Genomic DNA, 21,485 nt, shown 5'->3' on the forward strand with positions numbered 1-21,485 from the left:
TTGGGCATGAAAATCGCTGTACTTTCGCGCAACAAAAATCTTTATTCCACGCGGCGTCTGGTCGAGAGCGGGCGTGAACGCGGGCATGAGGTGCATGTCATCGATGCCTTGCGTTGCTACATGAAAATCGTCTCGCACAAGCCGGAGATTCACTACCGCGGCGAGAATCTGGACGGATTCGATGCGGTGATTCCGCGCATCGGCGCATCGATCACCTTTTACGGCACCGCCGTGCTGCGCCAGTTCGAAATGATGGGCGTGTATCCGCTCAACGAATCGGTGGCCATCACGCGTTCACGTGACAAGCTGCGCGCCCACCAGTTGCTGGCGCGCAAGGGCATCGGCATGCCGGTGACCGGCTTCGCCCACTCACCCGATGACACCAAGGACCTGATGCAACTGGTCGGTGGTGCGCCGCTGGTGATCAAGCTGCTGGAAGGCACTCAGGGCGTGGGTGTGGTGCTGGCAGAAACCCAGCAGGCCGGCGAGTCGGTGATCGAGGCGTTTCGTGGCCTCAACGCTTACATCCTGCTGCAGGAGTTCATCAAGGAAGCGGGCGGCGCCGATATCCGTTGCTTCGTGATTGGTGAGAAAGTTGTGGCGGCGATGCGCCGGCAGGGCAAGGACGGTGAATTCCGCAGCAATCTGCACCGCGGTGGTACCGCCGAGAAAGTGCGTATCACGCCGGAGGAGCGCTCCACTGCGGTGCGCGCGGCCAAGATCATGGGCCTGAATGTGGCGGGTGTGGACATCCTGCGCTCCAATCACGGGCCGGTGGTGATGGAGGTGAATTCCTCGCCCGGCCTGGAAGGCATAGAGACCATCACCGGTAAGGACGTGGCGGCACTGATCTATCAATTCATCGAGCGCAACGGAAAATTCGGTCGCACCGGCACCCGGGGGCGTGGATGAGCGCACTGATGGTTGGCGGTCGCGCGATTGAGCGTGGCCAGCGGTATTCCATCGACCTGCCCATCGCCCAGCTGTATACCCACGCCCCGTTGACCATGCCGGTGCAGGTGCTGGCGGGCAAAAAGTCCGGCCCGGTGCTGTTTGTTATCGCTGCGTTGCATGGTGATGAAATCAACGGGGTGGAGATCATTCGCCGCCTGCTGCGCATGCCGTTGATGAATCGGCTGCGTGGCACGCTCATTGCGGTGCCGATCGTGAACGTGCCGGGTTTCATCCAGCGCTCGCGCTATCTGCCGGACCGGCGTGACCTCAATCGCAGTTTTCCCGGCAGCCCCACCGGTTCACTGGCCGGGCGCATCGCCCATGGCCTGATCGAAGAGATTGTGGCCAAGGCCGATTACGGCATTGATCTGCACACCGGCGCGGTGCACCGCGCCAACCTGCCGCAGATTCGCGCCAATCTGGACTCCGAAGCCAACGCGCAGCTGGCCCATGCCTTCGGTGCCCCGCTGATCCTGGATTCCAAACCGGCCGGTGGCACACTGCGCGAATACACCAGTGCCAACAAGATTCCGCTGTTGCTGTACGAAGCCGGTGAGGCGCTGCGTTTTGACGAGCCGTCGATCCGGGTCGGGCAGCGCGGCATCGTCAACGTGATGCGCCGGATTGGCATGCTGCCCAAGGCCTCGCGCCCGCATCGGCAACGTCAGCCGGTGTTCGCCAGCTCCAGCCAGTGGGTTCGTGCGGAGGCCAGCGGCGTCCTGCGTACCGTGGTGGCGCTGGGCGAGAAAGTCTCGCGCGGTCAGCTGCTGGGTTATCTCTCCGACACTCTGGGCGAGTCCGAAACCATCCTGGAGTCGCCGGTCAGCGGACTGGTCATCGGCAAGCTCAACCTGCCTTTGGTGTTCGCCGGCGAAGCGGTGTTCCACATCGCGCGTACTCGTCAGGCCGGGGTCGCCGCGGCAACCTGGGAAAAACTTCAGGAAGTCGAGGACCTGCCCGAGCCGGCTATCGTCTAGGCTCGTCTAGCAGGCAGCAAGGCCTTCCAGCAGATTCGCATAACGCGGTTCGAAACCCAGTTCACGCCTGGCCTTGCGGATGTCGAGTTGGCGCGATTCGCGGTAGAAACTGAGTAGCGCCGGACTGAAGGTTCTCTGCGCCTCATCCCAATCCACCAGTGGTGGCTGCGGTAGGCCGAGATGCTCGGCTACGCGCAGGAAATACAGGCTCATGCTGTCTGGCGTGCCGTCGCTGATGTTGTACACACCATCACCATGCTCGGCCGCCAACCACAGCGCCTGAGCCAGGTCTTCGGCATGAATGCGGTTGCTCACCGGCGCCTGGGCCGGATCCAGCACTGGGCGGCCTTCACGCAGGCGTTGTTCGGGCAACCGGCCGGGGCCGTAGATGCCGGGTACGCGCAATATGGCCAGGCGTGCGCCGCTGCGGGCGGCCCAGCCCTGCAACTGCAACTCCGCATCGAGGCGACGCTTGGCCCGTTCGGTCAGCGGCGCCGGCGGTTGTTGTTCGTCGATGCGCTGGCCGGCGCAATCACCGTAAACCCCGCTGGTGCTGATGTAGACCACCACTTCGACATCAAGCAGCGCAGCGATCAGGTTGCTCATGCGCGGATCATGCACGCCCTCGCGCGGAGGCGGTGCGCTGATGATCACGCGGCCGGAGATCTGCGGCAGACTGTCGGGCTTGTCCAGGTCACCGACCACTTCGGTCAGGTGGCTGAGGGCCTGTGTGTCCTTGCCGGAAAAATCACGCGACAGGGCCTGAACGGGCAAGCCCTGGGCATCCAGTTGCCGGGCCAGGCGTGCCGCGACATCGCCGTAACCGACCAGCCAGTTCAGGATGGCGAACGCTCCTTGGGCAGCAGTTCTGCGCTGGGGCTGGCAATGCCCTTGGGCGACAGGCTGCTTTCCAGGCCCTCGCGGAACAGTTCCAGCGCGGCGGTTTCATCCTCGCCCTGCTGGATCAGTAGCTTGCCCAGTTCCAGTCGGATTTCCGGCGACGGGTAACTGCGCAGGCAGGCCTCGAAGTAACTGCGCGCGCGGCCCCACAAGCGATTGCGCAGGCACAACCGGCCCGCGATGATCAGCAGCTCGGCTTTCTCGCCGTGCTGTTTGATCCATTCCTCAACTTTGGCCAGCTGGCGCACCACATCGCCACCGTCCAGCTCGCCATAAACCAGCGCCAGTTCGGCATGCCAGTGATGGCGCAGCTCGGCCACAATCAGGCGCAGACCGTCGACGTCGATGTTCAGGTCGTGGCACAGCCGTGCGTAGTGGGCAATCAGTTCGGGGTCATGCTGCAGGCTCTTGTCGACGTCCTGCCATGCGCTGCGCAGCGTATCGACGCGACCGCTGGCCCGCGCCTGGCTGAGCAGCGCGGTGTGGGCGTGGCGCGCGCTGCTTTGGATCAGCTCGGCATCGACCACGTTACGTGCGGCCGGCAATGCAGCCTTGAGCTCCTCGAAACGGTTGAGCTGCTGCAGCAAGTTGAGCCTGAGGGACATGGCGCCGGCGTGACGCGGCTGGGCGGCGAGCAGGCTGTCGACCGCATCCAGCGCTTCGCTGTGGCGTCCGTCATCGGCCCACATCTGGGCCCGCCGCAGCAGCACGGCGGCATGATTGGAATCATCCGCCTGATCGGCCAGGGCGAGATACTCATCGCGCCGTTGCGGATTATTCTGCCGATGCGCCGCCTCGGCGGCGTAAAGGTAGTTGGCGCCGGGGTCCTCGCTTTGCGAGATGCGCTTGAGCAGTTCCGCCTCGGCCTTGTCGAACTGGCCGGCTGCCAGTTGCTTGAGGCCCAGATGCAATTGCTTGCGGGCCTGTTCCAGGCGTCGTTCCTGAACCAGCTCGCTGACCTGACCCGGCAGGCGCACGCTTTTGGCGATGAGGCGACCGGCCAGCGAGATCAGGGCAATCACCACCAGTCCGATCAGGATCAGGCCGGTCAGGCTGCTTTCCAGCGTGTAACCGGCGATCTGGATCAGCACATAACCGGGATCGTCACGCAGGTTGGCCGCGACCAGCCCGCCAATGGCCAGCGCCAGGGCTGGCAGGATGAGCCAGCGAATCATGCGTCACGCCCCACCGCACGCAGCGCGTTGAGGCTGCCGGAAATGTCGGGCAGCGCCGGTTTGATGAGCTGTCCCTGCAGGTCGGCCAGCGCTGCACGCGCTGCCCGGGTGGAGGCTTGCTCGGTATTAAAATACTGCTGCAACCACTCATCCGCCTGACGCAGCGCGACCTTGAAGTTGGCGCTGTCCTGCTTGAGCAGGGCCAGACGCGCGCTTTCCAGCTGCAGGCGCAGGTTCTGTTTGAGGTAGAAGCCCTGATCCGGCGGCAACAGCGGTTCGCGTCGCTCCACGTCGCGGCGCACCGAGATCAGGCTGCCGACGGCTTCATTGAGCGAGACCCACAAGCGCTGATGCCACGGTGCTTCCTGCGGCCCGGTGGTGAGCTTGAGCTCGTTGCTGAACGCGCCACGCGCGGTTTCCTGGATCTCCAGCGCATCGACCTGATCGACCAGGCTGCTCAACTTCAGGGCCAGCGCCTGCACATCCGGTCGCTCGACGCTGTCGAGACGGGTCAGCTCACGACTGATCTGCTCACGCACGCGAAAGTAAGCCGGGTTGGCCAGACTGACCAAACGCTCGTCGGCCAGTTTCAGGGCGATCTGGGCGCCATCGACGTCCTGCTGCAGTTGCAGTCTGGTGTTGGCGACCAGTAGCAGGTGTTCGATCTCGGCCCGTTGCCAGGCGTGCTGCCCACCCTGAACCTGCTCGGCCAGGGTTTTCAGTGCGCCGTCGACGCGCTGCTGATGGCTACGGTTGTCGTTCTGGGCACGCTGCAGATCCTGCTGGCTGCGTTCCAGTTCGCGGGTTCGTTCGGCCATGCTGTCGAACCATTGGCCACGGCCCTTGCTGTCGACACCCAACTCCGAAACGGTGGTGTTGAGTTTGTCGAGGCGGTTTTCCAGGGCGAAACGCTGATGCTCGAAGTTCTGCACGATCAGATAGCCGGCCGCGCTCAGGCCAGCGATAGCCAGCAGTGCGATCAGCACCAGGATCAGCGCGGCAATGCCGCTGCGCGAGCCGGAACGTTCGTTGCTCACCACCACCGGCGGTGCAGGCGGCGGCAGGCTGGCGCCGGGCGTTGGCGCGGCTTGCGGCGCAGCTTGGTCTTCGTGGCCTGCATCAGGCTGGTCTTGCGCTGCTTCGGTTGGTGTTTCGCGGATGTCCTCGTCGTTGGCGTCCTGGTTGCCTTCCGCTACGGTTTTTTTATCGTCGGTCATGAGTCCACTCATTGAGGGCAGTCAGCAGGGCGTCATCGCTCATGGTTGGCAGCGCCCTGAGCGCCGCACCAAATCCCAGCTGACGGGCCAGTTTACACAGCCGGGGGCTGGCGACAAGCGTGTCCAGAGTCAGTCCCTGGGCAAGCTTGTGAGCCTGCATCAGGCGGGCCCATTGACGCAGGCCATGGCCACTGCTGAACACCAGCTTGGGCCGCAAATCCAGCAGTGGGTTCAGTTCTGCTGCGGCATAGTCGATGCCCACGCGGCGGTAGAGCAAAAGTTTGCGGACCTCGCAGCCGCGCGCACGCAGTTGCTGCTTGATCTGTCGGCGTCCGCCACTGCCCGCCATCAGGGCGACACGCCCTTGCAATGACGGTGCCGTGGGGTCGCCGAGCAGGGATTCGCTGGAACCACCCGGAGGTGTCCAGTGAACCGGCCAGCGCTGCGCGTGCAGTTGCGCGGCGGTGGCTTTGCCGATGGCGATGATGCGGGCCTGCGGTGCTGTGGGCCAGATCGTGCACGCCGCATCCACCGCGTTGCGGCTGGTGAAGATCCACCAGTCGGCCTGCTCGGCCCATCGACAGTCGGCCTGGCGAGGCTGCCGCGCCGGTGGTGCAATGCGGGTCAGCGGCAAGGCGCGGGTGGTGTAGCCGGCGGCCTCAAGGCGTGTTGCCGTGGTCTCGATCTGGGCCGCGGGGCGGGTCAGCAGAATGTGTGGGCTGGCCACGACCTCAGGCGTTTTGCAGGCGCTGAAGTATCGCGTCGCCGCCCTTGGCCAGCAGGTTTTCGCCCAGTTGTGTGCCCAGTGCCACCGCCTGATTCAGCGGAGCGCGGCCTTCATCGCGCAACACTTCGCCGCTATTGGGGTCGCCCATCAGTGCGCGCAGCCACAGCGTGTCGTCTTCGATAACAGCGTAGGCCGCCACGGGTGTCTGGCAGCTGCTGCCCATGCAGTGGCCTACGGCACGCTCGGCTTCCACGCGCAGGGTGGTCGCCGGGTCGGCCAGCGGTGCGATCAGCTCGCGCACACGGCTGTCATCCAGGCGGCATTCCACGCCCAGCGCGCCCTGCCCGATGGCCGGCAGCATGTCTTCGGGTTCGAGTATGCGGTCGATGCGGTTGTCATAGCCCATGCGTTTGAGGCCGGAGGCGGCCAGCAATATGGCGTCGTACTCACCGGCTTCGAGTTTGCCCATGCGGGTCTGGATGTTGCCGCGCAGTAGCTTGATCTTGAGGTCCGGGCGCTGTGCCACCACTTGCAGCTGGCGGCGCTGGCTGGCTGTGCCCACCACGGCACCGTGGGCCAGGTCATCCAGGGTGCTGACCCCGAGCAGGGCGTCACGGGGGTCGTGGCGCTCAAGAATCGCAACCAGCCCCAGTCCGTCCGGAAAATGGGCCGGTACATCCTTCATGGAATGGACCGCGATGTCGGCCTGGTTGTCGAGCAGGGCCTGTTCCAGTTCCTTGACGAACAGCCCCTTGCCCCCGAGCTGTGACAGTGAGGAGCGCAGCCACTGATCGCCCTTGGTTTCCATCGGGCAGATCTCGATCTGCAGTTGCGGGTGCAGCTGGCGCAGGGCGTCGGCGACAAAGTCGGCTTGCCACCGCGCCAGGGGGCTGCGGCGGGTGGCGATACGAAGCGTGGACATCAGATTGGTGTGCTCTTGAACAGCAGGCGGCGAATTTCGGCCAGTCGGCGGCGGCTGACCGGGAGTTTTTCCCGGCTGTGGCGCACAGTGAGCGTGGCACCGTGCAGACCATGGGTGTCGCTGCGTTCCAGCCCGACGATGAATTCGGTATTGACCAGCACCTTGCGGTGCACGCGGATGAACTGCGGCGCCAGGTCATCTTCCAGGTGACGCAGTGATTCCTCGATCAGGACCTCACCCTGTAGATGATAAACCGTGGTGTACTTCTGGTCGGCCAGAAAATAGATGATGTCTTCCACTGCGATACGGACCTGGCCGTCGCGGGTGGTGGCCACGATGTGGCTGCGATCGCTTTGAATCTGCGCCGGGCGCTTGTGGCTCAGCGTGTCCATCTGCGCTTTGCTGGGGCGGCGCGCGTTGTGCAGGGCTTCGCCCAGCTTGTCTTTCTTGATCGGCTTGAGCAGGTAGCCCGAGGCGATGGTGTCGAAGGCGGACAGGGCGTGTTCGGAAAACGCTGTGGTGAAGATGATGGCCGGCGGCAGTGCGCTTTTGCTCAGGCTGCGGGCAACCTGCAGGCCGTCCAGCCCGGGCATGCGGATGTCGAGCAACAGGATGTCCGGTTGCGTCTCTTCGATGAGTTGAAGGGCGCTGGCGCCATCGCCCGCTTCACCGGCCAGCTCAAACCCCGGGAAATGTGCGAGCAGGCCTTTGAGGCGCTCGCGCGCCAGCGGCTCGTCATCGACGATCAGGACTTTCATACCGGTACACGCAATTCCGCGCGATATCCCTCCTGCGTCTGCCTCGTTTCGAGACACCCTCGGTCATCGTATAACAAACGCAGACGCTGGCGAATATTGTCCTGGGCGATGCCGCTGCCGCCGTCATGCTCAACGTGCTCCGCCACCGGGTTGCTGACCACGATGATCAGCATGTGCTTGTGGCGGCGTATATCCACCGAAAGTTTGCCACCGCCGGGAATGCACTCGATGCCATGATAAATGGCGTTTTCCAGCAGCGGTTGCAGGCTGAGCAGCGGCAACTGCAGTTCTTCCAGGCCATCTTCAACCTGCCAGTCCTGGGTCAGCCGCTCGCCCAGCCGGATCTGTTCCACGCGCAGGTAGGTTTTGCCCAGTTCGATCTCATCGGCCAGCCGGTTGAACGGGGCCCGGTTTTTCAAGATGGCGCGGAACAGATCGGACAAATCTTCGATCAGTGATTCAGCCTGTTCCGGTCGGGCGGGAATCAACGCGGCCACGCTGTTCAGGCTGTTGAAGAAAAAATGCGGTCGTATACGCGCCTGCAGCGCGGCAAAACGCGCCTCGGCCGAGGCCTGAACCTGGCGTCGCCAGGCATGAATCACGTAGAAGTAGCGCAACACTGCGGCGGCAACGATGCTGCAGATCAGTGCGTTGCGGGCCAGAAACAGCATGTGGGCGTTGGGCCGCAGAAACTCCTCCCAACCCATGAAGCGACCCACGTGATAGGCCATTTCACTGACCAGCAATGTGATACCCAGCAATACAAAGAAGGCCACCCCGGCCAGCGTGCTGACAGACATGCGGTCGAGATGCCGGCGCAACCAGCACAAGGCGGCAGCGGACAGCAGGCTGATCCAGTGCAGGTAGAGCGACACCACCACCAGGCGCGGCCCCACAATGAGCTCATGGGCCGGTGAGGCCAGTACCAGTAAGCAGGCCACGATCTGGCTGATCAGCAGCAAGCCCAGCACCGCCGGTGTGCGGCAGAAGTCAGGCAAAAAGCCCTGTGGCGTGATGGGCTCGGGGTTCATACCCCAAGCATACTCAAACTTTAGCCACCATGGCCGGCCTGCAACTTATTAATGAAACAGGCCGGTTTGCTATTATCCGCAGCCATTTTCCGGGGCCTTGTGGCCTCTCAACGGGTTGCGAACATGAGTGGTGAGAAAGGCAAGCTCTGGGGCGGGCGTTTCGCCGAAGGAACCGACGCATTGGTCGAGGCATTTTCGGCGTCCGAGCATTACGACCGGCGCTTGTATGCCCATGACATCCGGGGTTCCAAAGCCCACTCCGCCATGCTCGCCAAAGTGGGTGTGCTGAGCGCGGATGAGGTTGAGGCCATCCATCTGGGATTGGACGATATCCAGCGCGATATCGAATCAGGTGTGTTCCCATGGGACCCGGCGCGTGAAGACGTGCACATGAACATCGAAGCGCGGCTGACCGAGAAGGTTGGTGACGCTGGCAAGAAGCTGCACACCGGGCGCTCACGCAACGATCAGGTTGCGACCGATATTCGCCTGTACCTGCGTGATCAGGTCGATGCTTTGCTCGTCAGCCTCAAGAGCCTGCGCGCGGCGCTGATCGATCTGGCCGAGCGCGAGGCCGACACCATCTTCCCGGGTTACACCCACCTGCAGCCGGCTCAGCCGGTCACCGCCGGGCACCATCTGCTGGCCTGGGAAGCCATGCTCACCCGCGACACCGGTCGTCTGGCCGATCTGCGCAAGCGTCTTAATCTGAGTCCGCTGGGTGCCGCCGCCCTGTCCGGCACCAGCTATCCCATCGACCGCGAGATGACCGCGGCGACGCTGGAATTCGAGGCGGTGATCGACAACTCACTGGATGCCGTGTCGGATCGGGATTTCGCGATCGAGTTCTGCTCGTTTGCCAGCATCCTGATGATGCACTTCTCGCGCGTTTGCGAAGAGCTGGTGATGTGGGCTTCGCCGCAGTTCGGCCTGATCGCCCTGCCCGACCGCTACTGCACCGGTTCGTCGATCATGCCGCAGAAGAAAAACCCCGACGTGGCCGAGTTGACCCGCGGCAAGACCGGGCGTGTGTACGGCGCCCTGACCGCCCTGCTGACCCTGATGAAGGGCCAGCCGCTGGCTTACAACCGTGACAACCAGGAAGACAAGGAACCCTTGTTTGATGCTCTGGACACGGTTTCGGCCGTGCTCGGCGTGATGAACGGCATGCTGCCGGCCATCGTGTTTCGTGCGGATGCCTGTCGCGCCGCTGCGGGCAAGGGCTATCCGACGGCGACCGAGCTGGCCGATTACCTGGTGCGCAAGGGCGTGCCGTTCCGCGATGCACATGAAATGGTTGGCAAGACCGTGGCCCTGGCGGTGGAAAAGGATGTGGATCTGGCCGAACTGTCGCTGGATGAGATCCAGTCCAATGCGCCGCTGGCCGAAGCTGATGTGTTCGACGTGCTGACCCTGGAAGGGGCCGTGGCCGCGCGCGACCACATTGGTGGCACGGCGCCCAATCAGGTTCGCGCCGCGTGTGAGCGGGCTCGGGCTCGACTGGACTAAAAAGTTGCTTGTGGACGGGTGCGCAGCTTGCAGCGCACTGGTCAAGGAGGAGCGCTGTAAGGTCGAGTTGCGACTTTGGCAATCGGCCTGGATGGCCGATTGAGGTTTGCCGCGACAGGATGTCGCTTCAAACCGTCCACACCAAGCAAGTTGACCTGAAAGGGATCGTGTCGCTAGGCGAAACGACGCGGGGGACACAGTGTGCTGCAAGCTGCGTCGCCCGTCGTGGCACTCGGTTACGACCGGGATGAAAAACGGAGAGTAGCAATGAACGTAATCGGAACCCCCTTATCTGAAACCGCCACCCGCGTGCTGATGCTGGGTTGTGGCGAGTTGGGCAAGGAAGTGGTGATTGAGTTGCAGCGCTTCGGGGTCGAGGTGATTGCGGTGGATCGCTACGCCAATGCGCCAGCCATGCAGGTGGCCCATCGCGCCCACGTGATCGACATGCTCGACGCCACGGCGCTGCAGGCGACAATCGAAGCGGAAAAGCCGGACCTGATCGTGCCCGAGATCGAGGCCATCCACACCCCCACCCTGCTGGAGCTGGAAGCCGAGGGTTTCAGCGTTATTCCGACGGCCCGCGCGGCACGTCTGACCATGGACCGCGAAGGCATCCGCCGACTCGCGGCCGAAGAGCTCGGCCTGCCCACCTCAGCCTATGAATTTGTCGACAGCCTTGAGGACTTTCAGGCTGCGGTCGCGCGCATCGGCATGCCCTGCGTGGTCAAGCCGGTGATGTCCTCGTCCGGCAAAGGCCAATCGCTGATTCGCAGCGAGGCGGATGTGCTCAAGGCCTGGGATTATGCCCAGACCGGCGGGCGCGCCGGACAGGGTCGTGTGATCATCGAGGGCTTTGTTGATTTCGACTACGAGATCACCTTGCTGACCTTGCGGCACCGTGATGGCACGTCGTTCTGTGCGCCCATCGGGCATACCCAGGAAGACGGTGACTACCGCGAATCCTGGCAGCCGCAAGCCATGAGCCCGGCGGCGCAGGCCGCTGCCGAAGATATCGCCGGGCGCATTACCGAGGCTTTGGGTGGGGTCGGCATCTTCGGTGTCGAGCTGTTCGTCAGCGGTGATCAGGTGTGGTTCTCCGAAGTGTCGCCACGGCCCCACGACACCGGCCTGGTCACCCTGGTCTCGCAGGAGCTGTCGCAGTTTGCCCTGCACGCCCGGGCCATCCTCGGCTTGCCGGTTCCGTTGATCCGCCAGCATGGGCCCTCGGCATCCTGCGCCCTGTTGGTCGAGGGTGATCAGCAGGCGCCGCGCTTTGCTGGCCTGGCCCAGGCATTGGCCGAGCCGGACACCCAGTTTCGGTTGTTCGGCAAGCCCGAGGTCAAGGGCCGACGGCGCATGGGTGTGGCGCTGGCGCGCGCTGACAGCATTGATGAGGCGCGGGCCAAGGCGCGCAAGGCCTGTGCGGCGGTCAAGACGACGCTGTAGTTGCGGTTCAGAGCGTGTGACGCGCGCGCAGCCCGTCCATGAGCAGCGCCAGACTGCGTTCGATGTGTTGCGCGGCGAGCAGCTTGTGCAGTGAGCCGAAATCGCGGTTGAGCTGATTCAGATGCGCGGCGTCGCTCGGGTCGATCAGCGCGTCCAGCCGGATTTGCTGCAAACCCAGGCTGAGGCAGGATGCGCCCACGCTGATATGCACCACGGCGAAAAAAGCCGAGGCGGCATCGTCAGCAGAAAAACCGGCCTGTCGAAGATGAGCGAGGCTGTCGAGCAGCACACCCAGGCCGCCGCTGCGAATCTGCACGCTGCCGAGCAGCCCGATCCAGGCCGGTTCCTCGACCTGCGCCCGCCACATGCGCAGACCCAGCTGGCTCAGCCATTCATCCCATGGCAGATCACGCGCCGGCATGACGTCGGCCTGACGAATGAAGCGATCCAGCAGTGCGCTGAGCAGCGCATCCTTGTTCTCGATATGCCGGTAGATGGCCATCGGGCTGACCCCCAGCTTGCTCGCCAGTTTGCGAATGCTGATGGCGTCAACGCCCTCCTCGCGCAGGGTTCTGGCCGCGGTGGCGAGAATTCTTTCTGCGGACAGCGGGCGTTTTCCGGTGGTCGGTGTGGGCATGCGAGGGACGGCGGGGCTGAAGGTTCAGTCTAGCAAGGCTTGACCCCGAGTGTACGCTGTATACACTCCATGCGTACGGTGTATACACGGAGGTGATATGCAGCCCCTGATGAATGCGCGACGGGTGATGCTGTCATGCTTGCTGGAAGGTTTTCTGTGGGGCATGGCGGGCTTGCTGTGGCCGTTGTCGTGGCGTCGCAAGCGCCCGCTGCCGGCGCATCCGCAGCAAGCCGAGGATCTGGACCCCACGCAGGCGGCGCGCATCGAAAACCCCTATCACTACTACCGTGTGCTGCGTGATCAGCATCCCCTGTATCGTCCGCCCGGACAGGATTTCTACTGCGTCAGCCGTTACCACGATATTCAGGCTGTGGCGCGTGATACGCGCAGCTATTCCTCCAACATCGTCAATGTGTTGATGAGCAAATCGCTGGGGCGGCAGAGCGCGCCTGCGCCGGGCACCGGCAGCCAGCGCAACTGGGGCGTGGTGCCGGTCGACGTGCTGGCCATTCAGGATCCGCCCGCGCACAAGTATCAGAAACTGCTGACTCATCAGATCATGTCGCACGACTTTGTCACCGCGCTGGAGCCGGACGTGAGCAGCCTGGCCGGGAAACTGGTCGATCAGGCTCTGCAGCGGGGTGAGATCGAGTTCATGGATGAGATCGCCTGGTATCTGCCAATGTGCATGGCGCTGCGTCTGGTCGGGTTTCCCGAGGCCGATTACCCCCAGGTCAAACGTGGTTGTGCGGCGGCCATCCGCCTGCTGTCGGGAACCTTGTCGGCCAGTCAGTACATGGCGGCCTCGGCCCGCGCGCTGGCCTTGTATCGCTATTGCTGGTCACGCTACCGGCACCTCAAGCAGGCCGGTGGTGAGGACCTGGGCGCTTTGCTGGCGCGCGCCGCGCAGGACCCTGAGCATCCGCTCAGCGATGACGAAGCGGTCAGCATCATTCTGCAGATGCTGATTGCCGGGAGTGATTCGTCGGCCAGCACCATGGGCAATGCGGTGCGGCTGCTCGCGCAGGACCCGGCCTTGCAGCAGCGCTTGCGTGAGCAGCCGGCGTGTCTTGCCGATTTCATCGAGGAGGTCTTGCGCCTGGAATCGGCCTTTCAGGGCCATTTCCGCGTGGTGACCCGCGAGGTCGAGATGCACGGTCAGCGCCTGCCACCGGGCACCCGGGTGTTTCTGTTGTGGGCCTCCGGCAACCGTGATGAGCGCGTCTGGGATCAACCCGAGGTGCTGGATATTGATCGCGACAAGCGTACCCGCCACCTGACCTTTGGCCATGGGCTGCATGCGTGCCTGGGGCGCGAGCTGGCGCGCATGGAGATTCGCATCGTGCTCGAGACGTTGCTGCAACGCAGTGCCGCGCTGCATATCAGCGGGCCGACACCGCATGTGGCCAGCCTGTTCACCCGTACCCTGCAGCGCCTGCCGCTGCGCCTCAGTCGCCGGTCTGAAAATGCCAGATCATGGGCTGAGCCAGACGCGCCTTGGGCGCATTCGGGCCGCGTCGGTCGTACAGCTGCGAGGTGATCGTGACGGTGTAGCGGTGCTGTGGTTTGAGCACCTTGTCGAGCAGCTCGATGCGCATGCCGTGGGCGCTCATGGGGCTGGCCCAGGGCGGCAGCGGGGTCAGCCGGCTGGCCAGCTTGTTGCCCTGCTCGTCGAACACCGCCACCGCATCTTCCAGCTCGGAGAAATCGCTGCCCGGGCTGGCTGAAAGTGCGAAATAGATATAACGGTCGGCGATGGGCCGCCGGGTGTTGTCCTCACAGGCCGCAAATGGCTCGGCCAGACACGGCGCCGTGGGCAGGTTGCGCTCGCCAGGGCGCGGATGCACCCCCACAACAAACGGTGGCGCGGCGTTGATCGGGCCGTTGACCACCCGATCCCACAGGTGTTCGTAGTAACCGGCGATGTACTGGGCCACATCATGAATCCCGCCGGAGCCGGTTTCGTAGTTGCTCACCGCATAGGGCATGACATCGCGCACCCGCACATAGTCGACCGCGGCAGCCACCCGCTCGGCACTGACCAGCAAGCGCGTGCCAGCCGCGGCCCGCTGTATGGCCAGGCCATCGTAGTCCAGCCCAAGTCGTGCGAAGGCCGCGCTCAGGGGCGCCGAAGGCGGGAACACTAGGGCGGGAATTTCATCCCAGGCGAACTTGTCCCGGATGGCGATCACATCCATGGCGTATTCGACCCCGTTGATGAACTCGAAGCCGGCCGCCAGTGCATCAAAGGCCGCATCGCCCAGGGCTCCGCGCAGCAAGGTGCCGACGCTGGGGTCGGCGCCCGGTGGCAGGCTGTCGAGCAGATAGCCCGGCGAGCTGTGGTGCATCTCGCCGCGCTGATAGACCGAGGGTTCGAACAGCGCATCCCACACTTCATCGCCCATGCCGTGGGCCGCGATGCCCATCAAAAAGGCGACCAGCGTGCCGCAGTCATCGGCACTGCGCAGTGAGACGATCGGCAGTTCGCGGGCCAGCTCATCCGCAGCCCAGTCGAAGGTGCCGCCGAGTATCGGCAGGCTGTCCCATGGATCGGCGGCGCCGGATATGTCGGCGCAGCCTGCTTCATGGGCCACGGCGGCCAGGGCGTCGGTGTAGCTGTCCCAGTGCGCGGTTTCGGCCAGATCACGGTCGCCTTCGAACGCAGCGCCGGTGAAATAGCCGCCATCCGGGAACATGGCCCCGGCGATCAGTGCGGCACGATGGTGCTGCAGCACGGCGATCAGCGGATGCTCGGGTGGCAACTTGTGGCGCGCCACATCCGCCATCATGGCGTGCGTGGTCATGCCGGCCGCGAAACCGTTGCCCGCCGTCATCAGCAGGGCGCAAGCTGCCCAAGTGCGCAGTGTCTTGATCATGAGGGCTCATCCGCAAACTGATTGAAGTGCTGGAACAGTTGTTCGGCCTCGCTGGACGCAGGCTGCTCGCCGTCCGCCGCGCTCTCGCCGCCGGGTGAGTCGACACGCCCGCCGTTGCAGGCGCCAAGCAGCAAGGCGGCACTGAGCACAATGAATTTCATCAACGCAGTCTAGTCGCTGAGCATGACGGCGTGGTGACGTCAGTCGTGCGTCTGCATGCTGTCCTGACGCTCCCGTTCATACTGCTCGTATGGCATGCGGGCCTGGTCCAGACAGGCTTCGCGGGCATGCTCGTCGAGGTTTTCGCAATACTGCTCGCGCATGTCCTCGCTGGATTCGTACATGCGCTGATGGGAACAGGCACCCAGACACAACAGGCCGATGAGCACAAAGATACGCATGAGTCTCTCCTAGAAGCTTGAGCCGGGCTGCTCAAGAAAGGCCAGCTCTTCATCGGTCGAGCGGCGACCGAGAATGGCATTGCGGTGCGGGTAGCGGCCGAAGCGGTCAATGATGCGCTTGTGCTGGTGCTCAAAATCCAGGTTGTACTCCAGACCGGGCTGGTCGAACAGCCTGACCGCCTGCTCATGAATGAGCGCCGATTCGCTGTGCATGTAGGGCAGGTACAAAAAGGCTTTTTGTGACGGGTTGAGCGCGGCGTCCATGCCCGCGCGGACCGCTTCCTGGGCCAGCGCCAGCGCCAGGGCGTCCTGGGCAAAGGACTGGGCCTGATCACGGTGGATGTTGCGGGAGAACTGATCCAGCACGATGATCTCGGCCAGACGCCCCAGGGCGCTGTCACGCCATGTGAACAGCTCGCAAGCCGCCGCCTGTTTGAGCAGTGTGCCGAAGCGCGTCTCGATCATGCGGTCGAATGCCGGGTCCTTGGCCCACCATTGTTCGGGGCTGAGTTGCTCGAACCAGAAGTCGATGATTGCCTGTGCCTGCATGCCGTTCCCTCGTCTTGCAATGGCGCAGAGTGTAGCGTGCGGATGTTGCCAAACATCGCAAAACAGTGGTTGACAATCCGGCACTCCTGTAGACTTCGCCGCCTTTTGCCTTTTCACCGGATTCCTTCCGATGCTTGAGAACCTCCGTAACATCGCCATCATCGCACACGTCGACCACGGCAAGACCACGCTTGTCGACTGTCTGCTCAAGCAATCCGGAACCCTGGATGCCCGCAAGGACCATGGCGATCGCGTCATGGATTCGAATGCGCTGGAAAAAGAGCGCGGGATCACCATCACGGCCAAGAACACCGCGATCCGCTGGAATGACTACCGCATCAACATCGTCGACACGCCTGGTCACGCCGACTTCGGTGGTGAGGTCGAGCGCGTCCTGTCGATGGTCGATTCGGTGTTGCTGGTGGTTGATGCGGTTGACGGGCCGATGCCGCAGACCCGTTTCGTGACCCAGAAAGCCTTTGCCCTGGGCCTCAAGCCGATTGTGGTGGTGAACAAGATCGACCGCCCGGGGGCGCGCCCGGACTGGGTCATTGATCAGGTCTTTGACCTGTTCGACAAGCTCGGCGGCACCGACGAGCAGCTCGACTTTCCGGTGGTTTACGCCTCCGCGCTGAATGGCTATGCCGGCGAAGATGACAGCGTGCGCGATGGCGACATGACGCCGCTGTTCCAGACCATCATCGACAAGGTCTCGGCGCCCAATCTGGATGGCGACGGCGCGTTCCAGATGCAGATCACCTCGCTGGATTATTCCTCTTATGTGGGGGTGATCGGTACCGGTCGCGTCAGCCGCGGTACGGTCAAGCCGGGTTCGCAGGTCATGGTGGTGGCGCGCGATGGTGCCATGCGCAGGGCCAAGATCCTGCAGGTGCTGGGCTTTATTGGCTTGGACAAGGTTGAAGTGGAATCGGCCTCGGCGGGTGACATCATCGCCCTGACCGGGATTGAGGATCTGGGTATCAGCGAGACGGTCTGCGATGTGGCCAACCCGGAAGCCTTGCCCAGCCTGGACGTCGACGAGCCGACCATGTCCATGACCTTCGAGGTCAACAAGTCGCCGTTTGCCGGCAAGGAAGGCAAGTTCATCACCTCGCGCCAGATTGGTGATCGTCTGCAGCGCGAGCTCAAGACCAACGTGGCACTGCGGGTCTCGCCGACCCAGGACCCGGACAAGTTCCGCGTGTCCGGGCGTGGTCTGTTGCATCTGTCGATCCTGATCGAGAACATGCGTCGCGAGGGTTACGAGCTGGCGGTGTCGCGCCCGGAAGTGATCCGCAAGGAAGTCGGCGAAGAGATCCACGAGCCGTTTGAAACCCTGACCGCCGATGTGGAAGAAGAGCATCAGGGCACGGTGATCCAGAAGCTCAACGAACGCGGCGGGCGCATGACCAACATGCAGCCCGATGGCAAAGGCCGTATCCGTCTGGAATACGAAATTCCGTCGCGCGGGCTGATCGGTTTCCAGACCGAATTCCTGTCCATCACGTCGGGCACCGGCCTGCTGGCGCACAACTTCGACCATTTCGGCCCGGCGACAGAAGTGGCGGTGGGTATGCGCCACAACGGCGTGCTGATCTCCAATGATCAGGGCAAGGTGCTGGCTTTCGCGCTGTTCAACCTGCAGGAGCGTGGTCGCATGATGGTCGAGCCGGGCGCCGAGGTTTATGAAGGTCAGATCGTGGGCATTCACAGCCGCGACAATGACCTGGTGGTCAACGCCCTGCGGGCCAAGAAACTGACCAACATGCGTGCCTCCGGCAGCGATGAGAACGTGATCCTGACGCCGCCGGTGCGTCTGACCCTGGAGCAGTCGCTGGAATTCATCAACGACGACGAGCTGGTTGAGGTCACCCCCGAGTCGATTCGCGTGCGCAAGCGCTTCCTCAAGGAACACGAGCGCAAGCGTTCCAGCAAGAGCTGAGGCGCAGCATCGCGCAGATCGTAATTGCGCAGCCGAGCGTGTAAGTTTCCCCCATAACATTTGGGGGAGACACCATGAGCGCAACGCGCCTATTCGGCGTGGCCGCACTGCTGGCCGCGTCACAGCTTCATGCCATACCGGAGGGGCCGGAACCCGGCACCGCGCAGTGGCTGGCCCGCGAAGCGGCCAATTACGCCAAGGTGCTGGAAGCCGATCTGGAGCAACAGCTCTCGCCGGCCTTCCAGCTGCGCTGGAACATCCAGAGCGTGGCCAACGAAAGTGCCTGGCTGCAACGTTCGCTGAACGATCCCAGCTGGCTGTCGCCACAGACTGGCAACACCCAGCTCACACCGTTATGCACCAGCTGGGCTTTGCCCTGCACTGGCGACCCCTTCCGTTATCCCGGATACGACAGCTTCTACGAGGCTGAGGGCGAGGTCAGTCCGTTTGTCGTTTATGACGCGCAGTGCGCCCGCATATCCGGGCGGGTTTGGGCGCCGATCGACAGTGCGGCGGGTGCCATGCTGCCCACGGTGGTGATCGAAAACGGTTCGGTCCAGGCGCCGGAAACGCTGTACTGGTGGGCGGCCCAGGCCCTGGTGCGCGCGGGTTACGTGGTGCTGACCTTTGATCCGCGTGGTCAGGGGCGTTCAGACATGCAGACCCCGGATGGCGAACAGGGCGGCAACTTCAATTCCACCGTGTTCTGGGATGGTCTGGTCAATCTGATCGACTTTTTCCGCTCATCGCCAAGCGCCCCGTACCCGCACAACGCAAGCTGTGCTGACACCTATCCCACCGAGGTTACGCCGTTCAACCCGTTCTGGGATCGCATGGACCCGCAGCGCCTTGGTCTGGCCGGTCATTCTCTGGGCGCTGCCGGGGTGACCCGCGTTCAGGCCTATGGCGCGCCGGGCGCTGAACCCTGGCCGGGTCTGCTCGATGCGGACAATCCGGTCGATGTGATCGTGGCCTGGGACAAGCTGGGTGACATCAGTGGTGAAGCTGGCCCGGTGCAGCCACGGGTGCCGGCCATGGGGCACACCTCCGAATACGGTCTGGCGCCAGTGCCGCATCTGAGCGCTCCCGACCCCGAGGCGCACAAGGCCGCCTATCGCGGCTGGCAGGATGCCGAAGTGCCGGTGTTTCAGCTGACCATACAGGGCAGCGCGCACTATGAGTGGTCGTTGATCCCGGGTTTTCCCGCCACCTTCTGGTGCCCGGACCCGGCCAGCGGAAGCTGTGAGGGTGGCTGGGCCCAACCCATGGCTGAGCATTACACCGTGGCCTGGTTTGATCGCTGGCTCAAACAGCCAGGCGAGCCGGGATATGCCGATGCCGATGCGCGCCTGCTCGATGACGCGCAATGGCAGGAGCGCTACAGCTTCTACTACCGCTCGGCCCGCGATTTTCCGGACCGCAGCGGGCAACGTCAGCTGTGCGAAGACATTCGCGCCGGCTGTGCGGCGCCGCAGCAGGGACGTGCCGATGGGCTTGCCGAGTCGCGTGGTGGCGGGCTGGGTGGCGGGCTGTTGCTGTTCCTGCTGGCGGCCGCGTTCAGGCCAGGTAGGTGTAGCCGCTCAGCCCGCTCTTGAGTGCGCCAAGCGCGGCCTCGCGCGCTGGGCCATCCAGCTGCGCAGCAGCCAGCTTGTCCTGATAGTGCTGAATCAGTTCGGCCGCCGACAGATGCACGTAGTCGAGCAGTTCGTCGACCCGGTCGCCACGTTCGATCTCGCCCAGTGACCAGTGCCCGTCGGCGTTGATGTGCACGTTGACCGCATCGGTGTCGCCGAACAGGTTGTGCATGTCGCCGAGAATTTCCTGGTAGGCACCAACCATGAAGAAGCCGAGCAGATAGTCCTGCCCCTCGCGCGGGCTGTGCACCGGCAGCGAGGAGTCGACCCCGTCGCGGTCAACGTAATGGTCGATACGGCCGTCGGAGTCGCAGGTCAGATCGCGAATCACCGCGCGCCGGTCGGGGCGCTCGTTGAGGCGGCTGATCGGCATGATCGGAAAGACCTGCTCGATGGCCCACACATCCGGCACCGACTGGAACACCGAGAAATTGCAGAACAGCTTGTCGGCAAAGCGTTGCTGCAGTTCATCCAGGGTTTCGCGGTGGGCGCGCACGCCGGAATCCAGGCGCTGCATGCACAACGCCGAGATCGCGCGGTGCAGGTTCTCTGCGGCGGCGCGTTGGTCCAGGCTCAGCTCGCCCAGGCCGAACGCCGCCAGCAACTGCTCCAGCAGGGTGTCGGCATCGGCCAGGGTTTCCAGCGGCGGGATGTCGTCACCGTGCTGATGCAGCTGCCACAGCTCGTGCAGGGCGGCCGGATCATCCTCGGCAGGTTCCATCAGCGCAGGCACATGGGCTCGCTCGGCATCAATCACGTTGGTGATCAGCACCGCGTGATGGGCGGTCAGCGCGCGCCCGGATTCGCTGATGATGTGCGGACACGGCTCGCCGGCCTGGCGTGCCGCATCGGCAAAGGCGTCGACCACCGCGCGGGCGTAGTCGGCCATGGTGTAGTTCATCGAGCAGTAGCTGCGTGAGCGGGTCCCTTCGTAGTCCACACCCAGCCCCCCACCGACGTCGATGGTGTCGATCGGCGCGCCGGCGCGGCGCAACTCGACAAAGTAGCGCGCAGCCTCGCGCAGGCCACGGCGGATGTCGCGCAGATTGGCCACCTGGGAGCCCAGATGGAAATGCAGCAGATGCAGGTGTTCCAGCATGCCGTGGCCGCGCAGCTGGGTGACCGCGTCACTGACCTGCTGGGCCGACAGGCCAAACTTGGATTTCTCACCGCCGGTGTTCTGCCAGTGGCCGGCGCTGATGCTGGCCAGGCGCACGCGCAGGCCCAGATCCGGGTTCAAGCCGCTGGCTTGTGATTCGCTGACGATGTGATCGATTTCGGACAGCTTCTCCAGCACCATGGTGACGCGGTGGCCGAGTTGCTGGCCGATCAGGGCCAGGCGGATGTATTCGCGGTCCTTGTAGCCGTTGCACACCACCGGTCGCCCGGCCGGCAAAAGCCCGAGCACGGCCAGCAGTTCCGGCTTGCTGCCGGCCTCAAGGCCGATCTCGCCACCGCGCAGAATCTCGCGCACCACGTCGGCCTGCTGATTGACCTTGATCGGGTAGACCGGGGTATAGCGCGCCGGGTATTCGGCTGCGGCAATGGCCTGATCAAAGGCGCCCTGCAGGCGCGCGACCCGGTCACGCAGAATGTGCGAAAAGCGCAGCAAGGTGGGCACCCGCAGCGGCGCGCCGTCGCCGCGCTCGAGGATTTCGCGCAGGGCGATCTTGTGGTCACCCGCGGTGACGCATAGATCACCCTCGGAGCCAACGGAAAAATACCCGGAACTCCAATGAGTTACGTTATAGAGCCTTGCGGCATCAGCGGCGGAAAAACCAGTCCCTCGCATGCGCTTTATACTTCCGGTTTTGGATCAGTCACAGA

The 21,485-nt window shown here is 63.7% G+C and carries 20 protein-coding genes; 7 read left to right on the forward strand and 13 right to left on the reverse strand.

Features of this window, described 5'->3' with window-relative positions:
- The first annotated feature begins 6 nt into the window (after positions 1-6).
- On the forward strand, positions 7-912 hold the full coding sequence (rimK, locus tag ATO7_RS06990; RefSeq protein WP_083560828.1) for a 30S ribosomal protein S6--L-glutamate ligase: 906 nt from the start codon (positions 7-9) through the stop codon (positions 910-912).
- Positions 909-1,931: a succinylglutamate desuccinylase/aspartoacylase family protein gene (locus ATO7_RS06995; RefSeq protein ID WP_083560830.1), complete on the forward strand. Its 1,023-nt coding sequence runs from the start codon at positions 909-911 to the stop codon at positions 1,929-1,931. The genes rimK and ATO7_RS06995 overlap by 4 nt, the downstream gene beginning before the upstream one ends.
- A 6-nt stretch (positions 1,932-1,937) precedes the next feature.
- Here the strand turns inward: ATO7_RS06995 and ATO7_RS07000 are convergent, their stop codons facing one another.
- From ATO7_RS07000 to ATO7_RS07030, 7 genes are all read right to left on the reverse strand, one after another.
- The gene (locus tag ATO7_RS07000) at positions 1,938-2,705 is read right to left on the reverse strand and encodes an NAD-dependent epimerase/dehydratase family protein (RefSeq protein WP_083560832.1); all 768 of its coding nucleotides are present in this window, start codon (positions 2,703-2,705) and stop codon (positions 1,938-1,940) included.
- 62 nt (positions 2,706-2,767) lie between these two features.
- The gene (locus ATO7_RS07005) at positions 2,768-4,006 is read right to left on the reverse strand and encodes a heme biosynthesis HemY N-terminal domain-containing protein (protein WP_083560834.1); all 1,239 of its coding nucleotides are present in this window, start codon (positions 4,004-4,006) and stop codon (positions 2,768-2,770) included.
- Entirely contained in the window at positions 4,003-5,223 is a 1,221-nt protein-coding gene (locus ATO7_RS07010; RefSeq protein WP_158523083.1) for a uroporphyrinogen-III C-methyltransferase, read from the reverse strand. The genes ATO7_RS07005 and ATO7_RS07010 overlap by 4 nt, the downstream gene beginning before the upstream one ends.
- Positions 5,210-5,950 carry a uroporphyrinogen-III synthase gene (locus ATO7_RS07015; RefSeq protein WP_158523084.1) on the reverse strand — a complete coding sequence of 247 codons (741 nt, stop codon included), beginning with the start codon at positions 5,948-5,950 and terminating at the stop codon, positions 5,210-5,212. The genes ATO7_RS07010 and ATO7_RS07015 overlap by 14 nt, the downstream gene beginning before the upstream one ends.
- A gap of 4 nt (positions 5,951-5,954) precedes the next feature.
- Entirely contained in the window at positions 5,955-6,872 is a 918-nt protein-coding gene (gene hemC, locus ATO7_RS07020; RefSeq protein WP_083560840.1) for a hydroxymethylbilane synthase, read from the reverse strand.
- Entirely contained in the window at positions 6,872-7,630 is a 759-nt protein-coding gene (locus ATO7_RS07025; protein ID WP_083560841.1) for a LytR/AlgR family response regulator transcription factor, read from the reverse strand. The genes hemC and ATO7_RS07025 overlap by 1 nt, the downstream gene beginning before the upstream one ends.
- Complete coding sequence (locus ATO7_RS07030; RefSeq protein WP_083560844.1) at positions 7,627-8,661, reverse strand: sensor histidine kinase; 1,035 nt, start codon at positions 8,659-8,661, stop codon at positions 7,627-7,629. The genes ATO7_RS07025 and ATO7_RS07030 overlap by 4 nt, the downstream gene beginning before the upstream one ends.
- Positions 8,662-8,784: 123 nt before the next feature.
- On the opposite strand from ATO7_RS07030, the gene argH reads away from it, so the two are divergent.
- Both argH and purT read left to right on the forward strand, forming a co-directional pair.
- Positions 8,785-10,170, forward strand: coding sequence for an argininosuccinate lyase (gene argH / locus ATO7_RS07035; RefSeq protein WP_083561042.1), 1,386 nt, complete (start codon positions 8,785-8,787; stop codon positions 10,168-10,170).
- A 267-nt stretch (positions 10,171-10,437) separates the two neighbouring features.
- Positions 10,438-11,619 carry a formate-dependent phosphoribosylglycinamide formyltransferase gene (gene purT, locus ATO7_RS07040; protein WP_083560846.1) on the forward strand — a complete coding sequence of 394 codons (1,182 nt, stop codon included), beginning with the start codon at positions 10,438-10,440 and terminating at the stop codon, positions 11,617-11,619.
- A gap of 7 nt (positions 11,620-11,626) precedes the next feature.
- On the opposite strand, the gene ATO7_RS07045 is transcribed toward purT, so the two are convergent.
- Positions 11,627-12,256, reverse strand: a complete 630-nt coding sequence (locus ATO7_RS07045) for a TetR/AcrR family transcriptional regulator (protein ID WP_083560847.1) — start codon at positions 12,254-12,256, stop codon at positions 11,627-11,629.
- A gap of 97 nt (positions 12,257-12,353) precedes the next feature.
- Between ATO7_RS07045 and ATO7_RS07050 the strand changes: the two genes are divergently transcribed.
- Positions 12,354-13,796, forward strand: a complete 1,443-nt coding sequence (locus ATO7_RS07050; RefSeq protein ID WP_083560849.1) for a cytochrome P450 — start codon at positions 12,354-12,356, stop codon at positions 13,794-13,796.
- Here the strand turns inward: ATO7_RS07050 and ATO7_RS07055 are convergent.
- Genes ATO7_RS07055 through ATO7_RS07065 form a run of 4 tightly spaced genes read right to left on the reverse strand, consistent with a single transcriptional unit; the run spans position 13,705 to position 16,082 of the window.
- A complete protein-coding gene (locus tag ATO7_RS07055; RefSeq protein WP_083560851.1) occupies positions 13,705-15,132 on the reverse strand; it encodes a hypothetical protein in 1,428 nt (475 codons plus the stop codon). The genes ATO7_RS07050 and ATO7_RS07055 overlap by 92 nt on opposite strands.
- Positions 15,129-15,293: a hypothetical protein gene (locus ATO7_RS16940; protein ID WP_158523085.1), complete on the reverse strand. Its 165-nt coding sequence runs from the start codon at positions 15,291-15,293 to the stop codon at positions 15,129-15,131. Before ATO7_RS16940 ends, ATO7_RS07055 begins: the two co-directional genes overlap by 4 nt.
- Before the next feature lie 39 nt (positions 15,294-15,332).
- Positions 15,333-15,533, reverse strand: a complete 201-nt coding sequence (locus ATO7_RS07060) for a hypothetical protein (RefSeq protein WP_083560853.1) — start codon at positions 15,531-15,533, stop codon at positions 15,333-15,335.
- A gap of 9 nt (positions 15,534-15,542) precedes the next feature.
- On the reverse strand, positions 15,543-16,082 hold the full coding sequence (locus ATO7_RS07065) for a DUF924 family protein (RefSeq protein WP_083560855.1): 540 nt from the start codon (positions 16,080-16,082) through the stop codon (positions 15,543-15,545).
- Between the two features lie 130 nt (positions 16,083-16,212).
- Between ATO7_RS07065 and typA the strand changes: the two genes are divergently transcribed.
- Together typA and ATO7_RS07075 are read left to right on the forward strand one after the other, a co-directional pair.
- On the forward strand, positions 16,213-18,024 hold the full coding sequence (gene typA / locus ATO7_RS07070) for a translational GTPase TypA (protein WP_083560858.1): 1,812 nt from the start codon (positions 16,213-16,215) through the stop codon (positions 18,022-18,024).
- 74 nt (positions 18,025-18,098) lie between these two features.
- Complete coding sequence (locus ATO7_RS07075; RefSeq protein WP_083560860.1) at positions 18,099-19,619, forward strand: alpha/beta hydrolase; 1,521 nt, start codon at positions 18,099-18,101, stop codon at positions 19,617-19,619.
- On the opposite strand, the gene speA is transcribed toward ATO7_RS07075, so the two are convergent.
- Positions 19,582-21,450 carry a biosynthetic arginine decarboxylase gene (gene speA / locus ATO7_RS07080; protein WP_083560861.1) on the reverse strand — a complete coding sequence of 623 codons (1,869 nt, stop codon included), beginning with the start codon at positions 21,448-21,450 and terminating at the stop codon, positions 19,582-19,584. The two genes, ATO7_RS07075 and speA, sit on opposite strands and share 38 nt — an antisense overlap.
- Positions 21,451-21,485 lie beyond the last annotated feature (35 nt).

Source organism: Oceanococcus atlanticus (assembly GCF_002088235.1).
Taxonomy (GTDB): Bacteria; Pseudomonadota; Gammaproteobacteria; order Nevskiales; family Oceanococcaceae; genus Oceanococcus; species Oceanococcus atlanticus.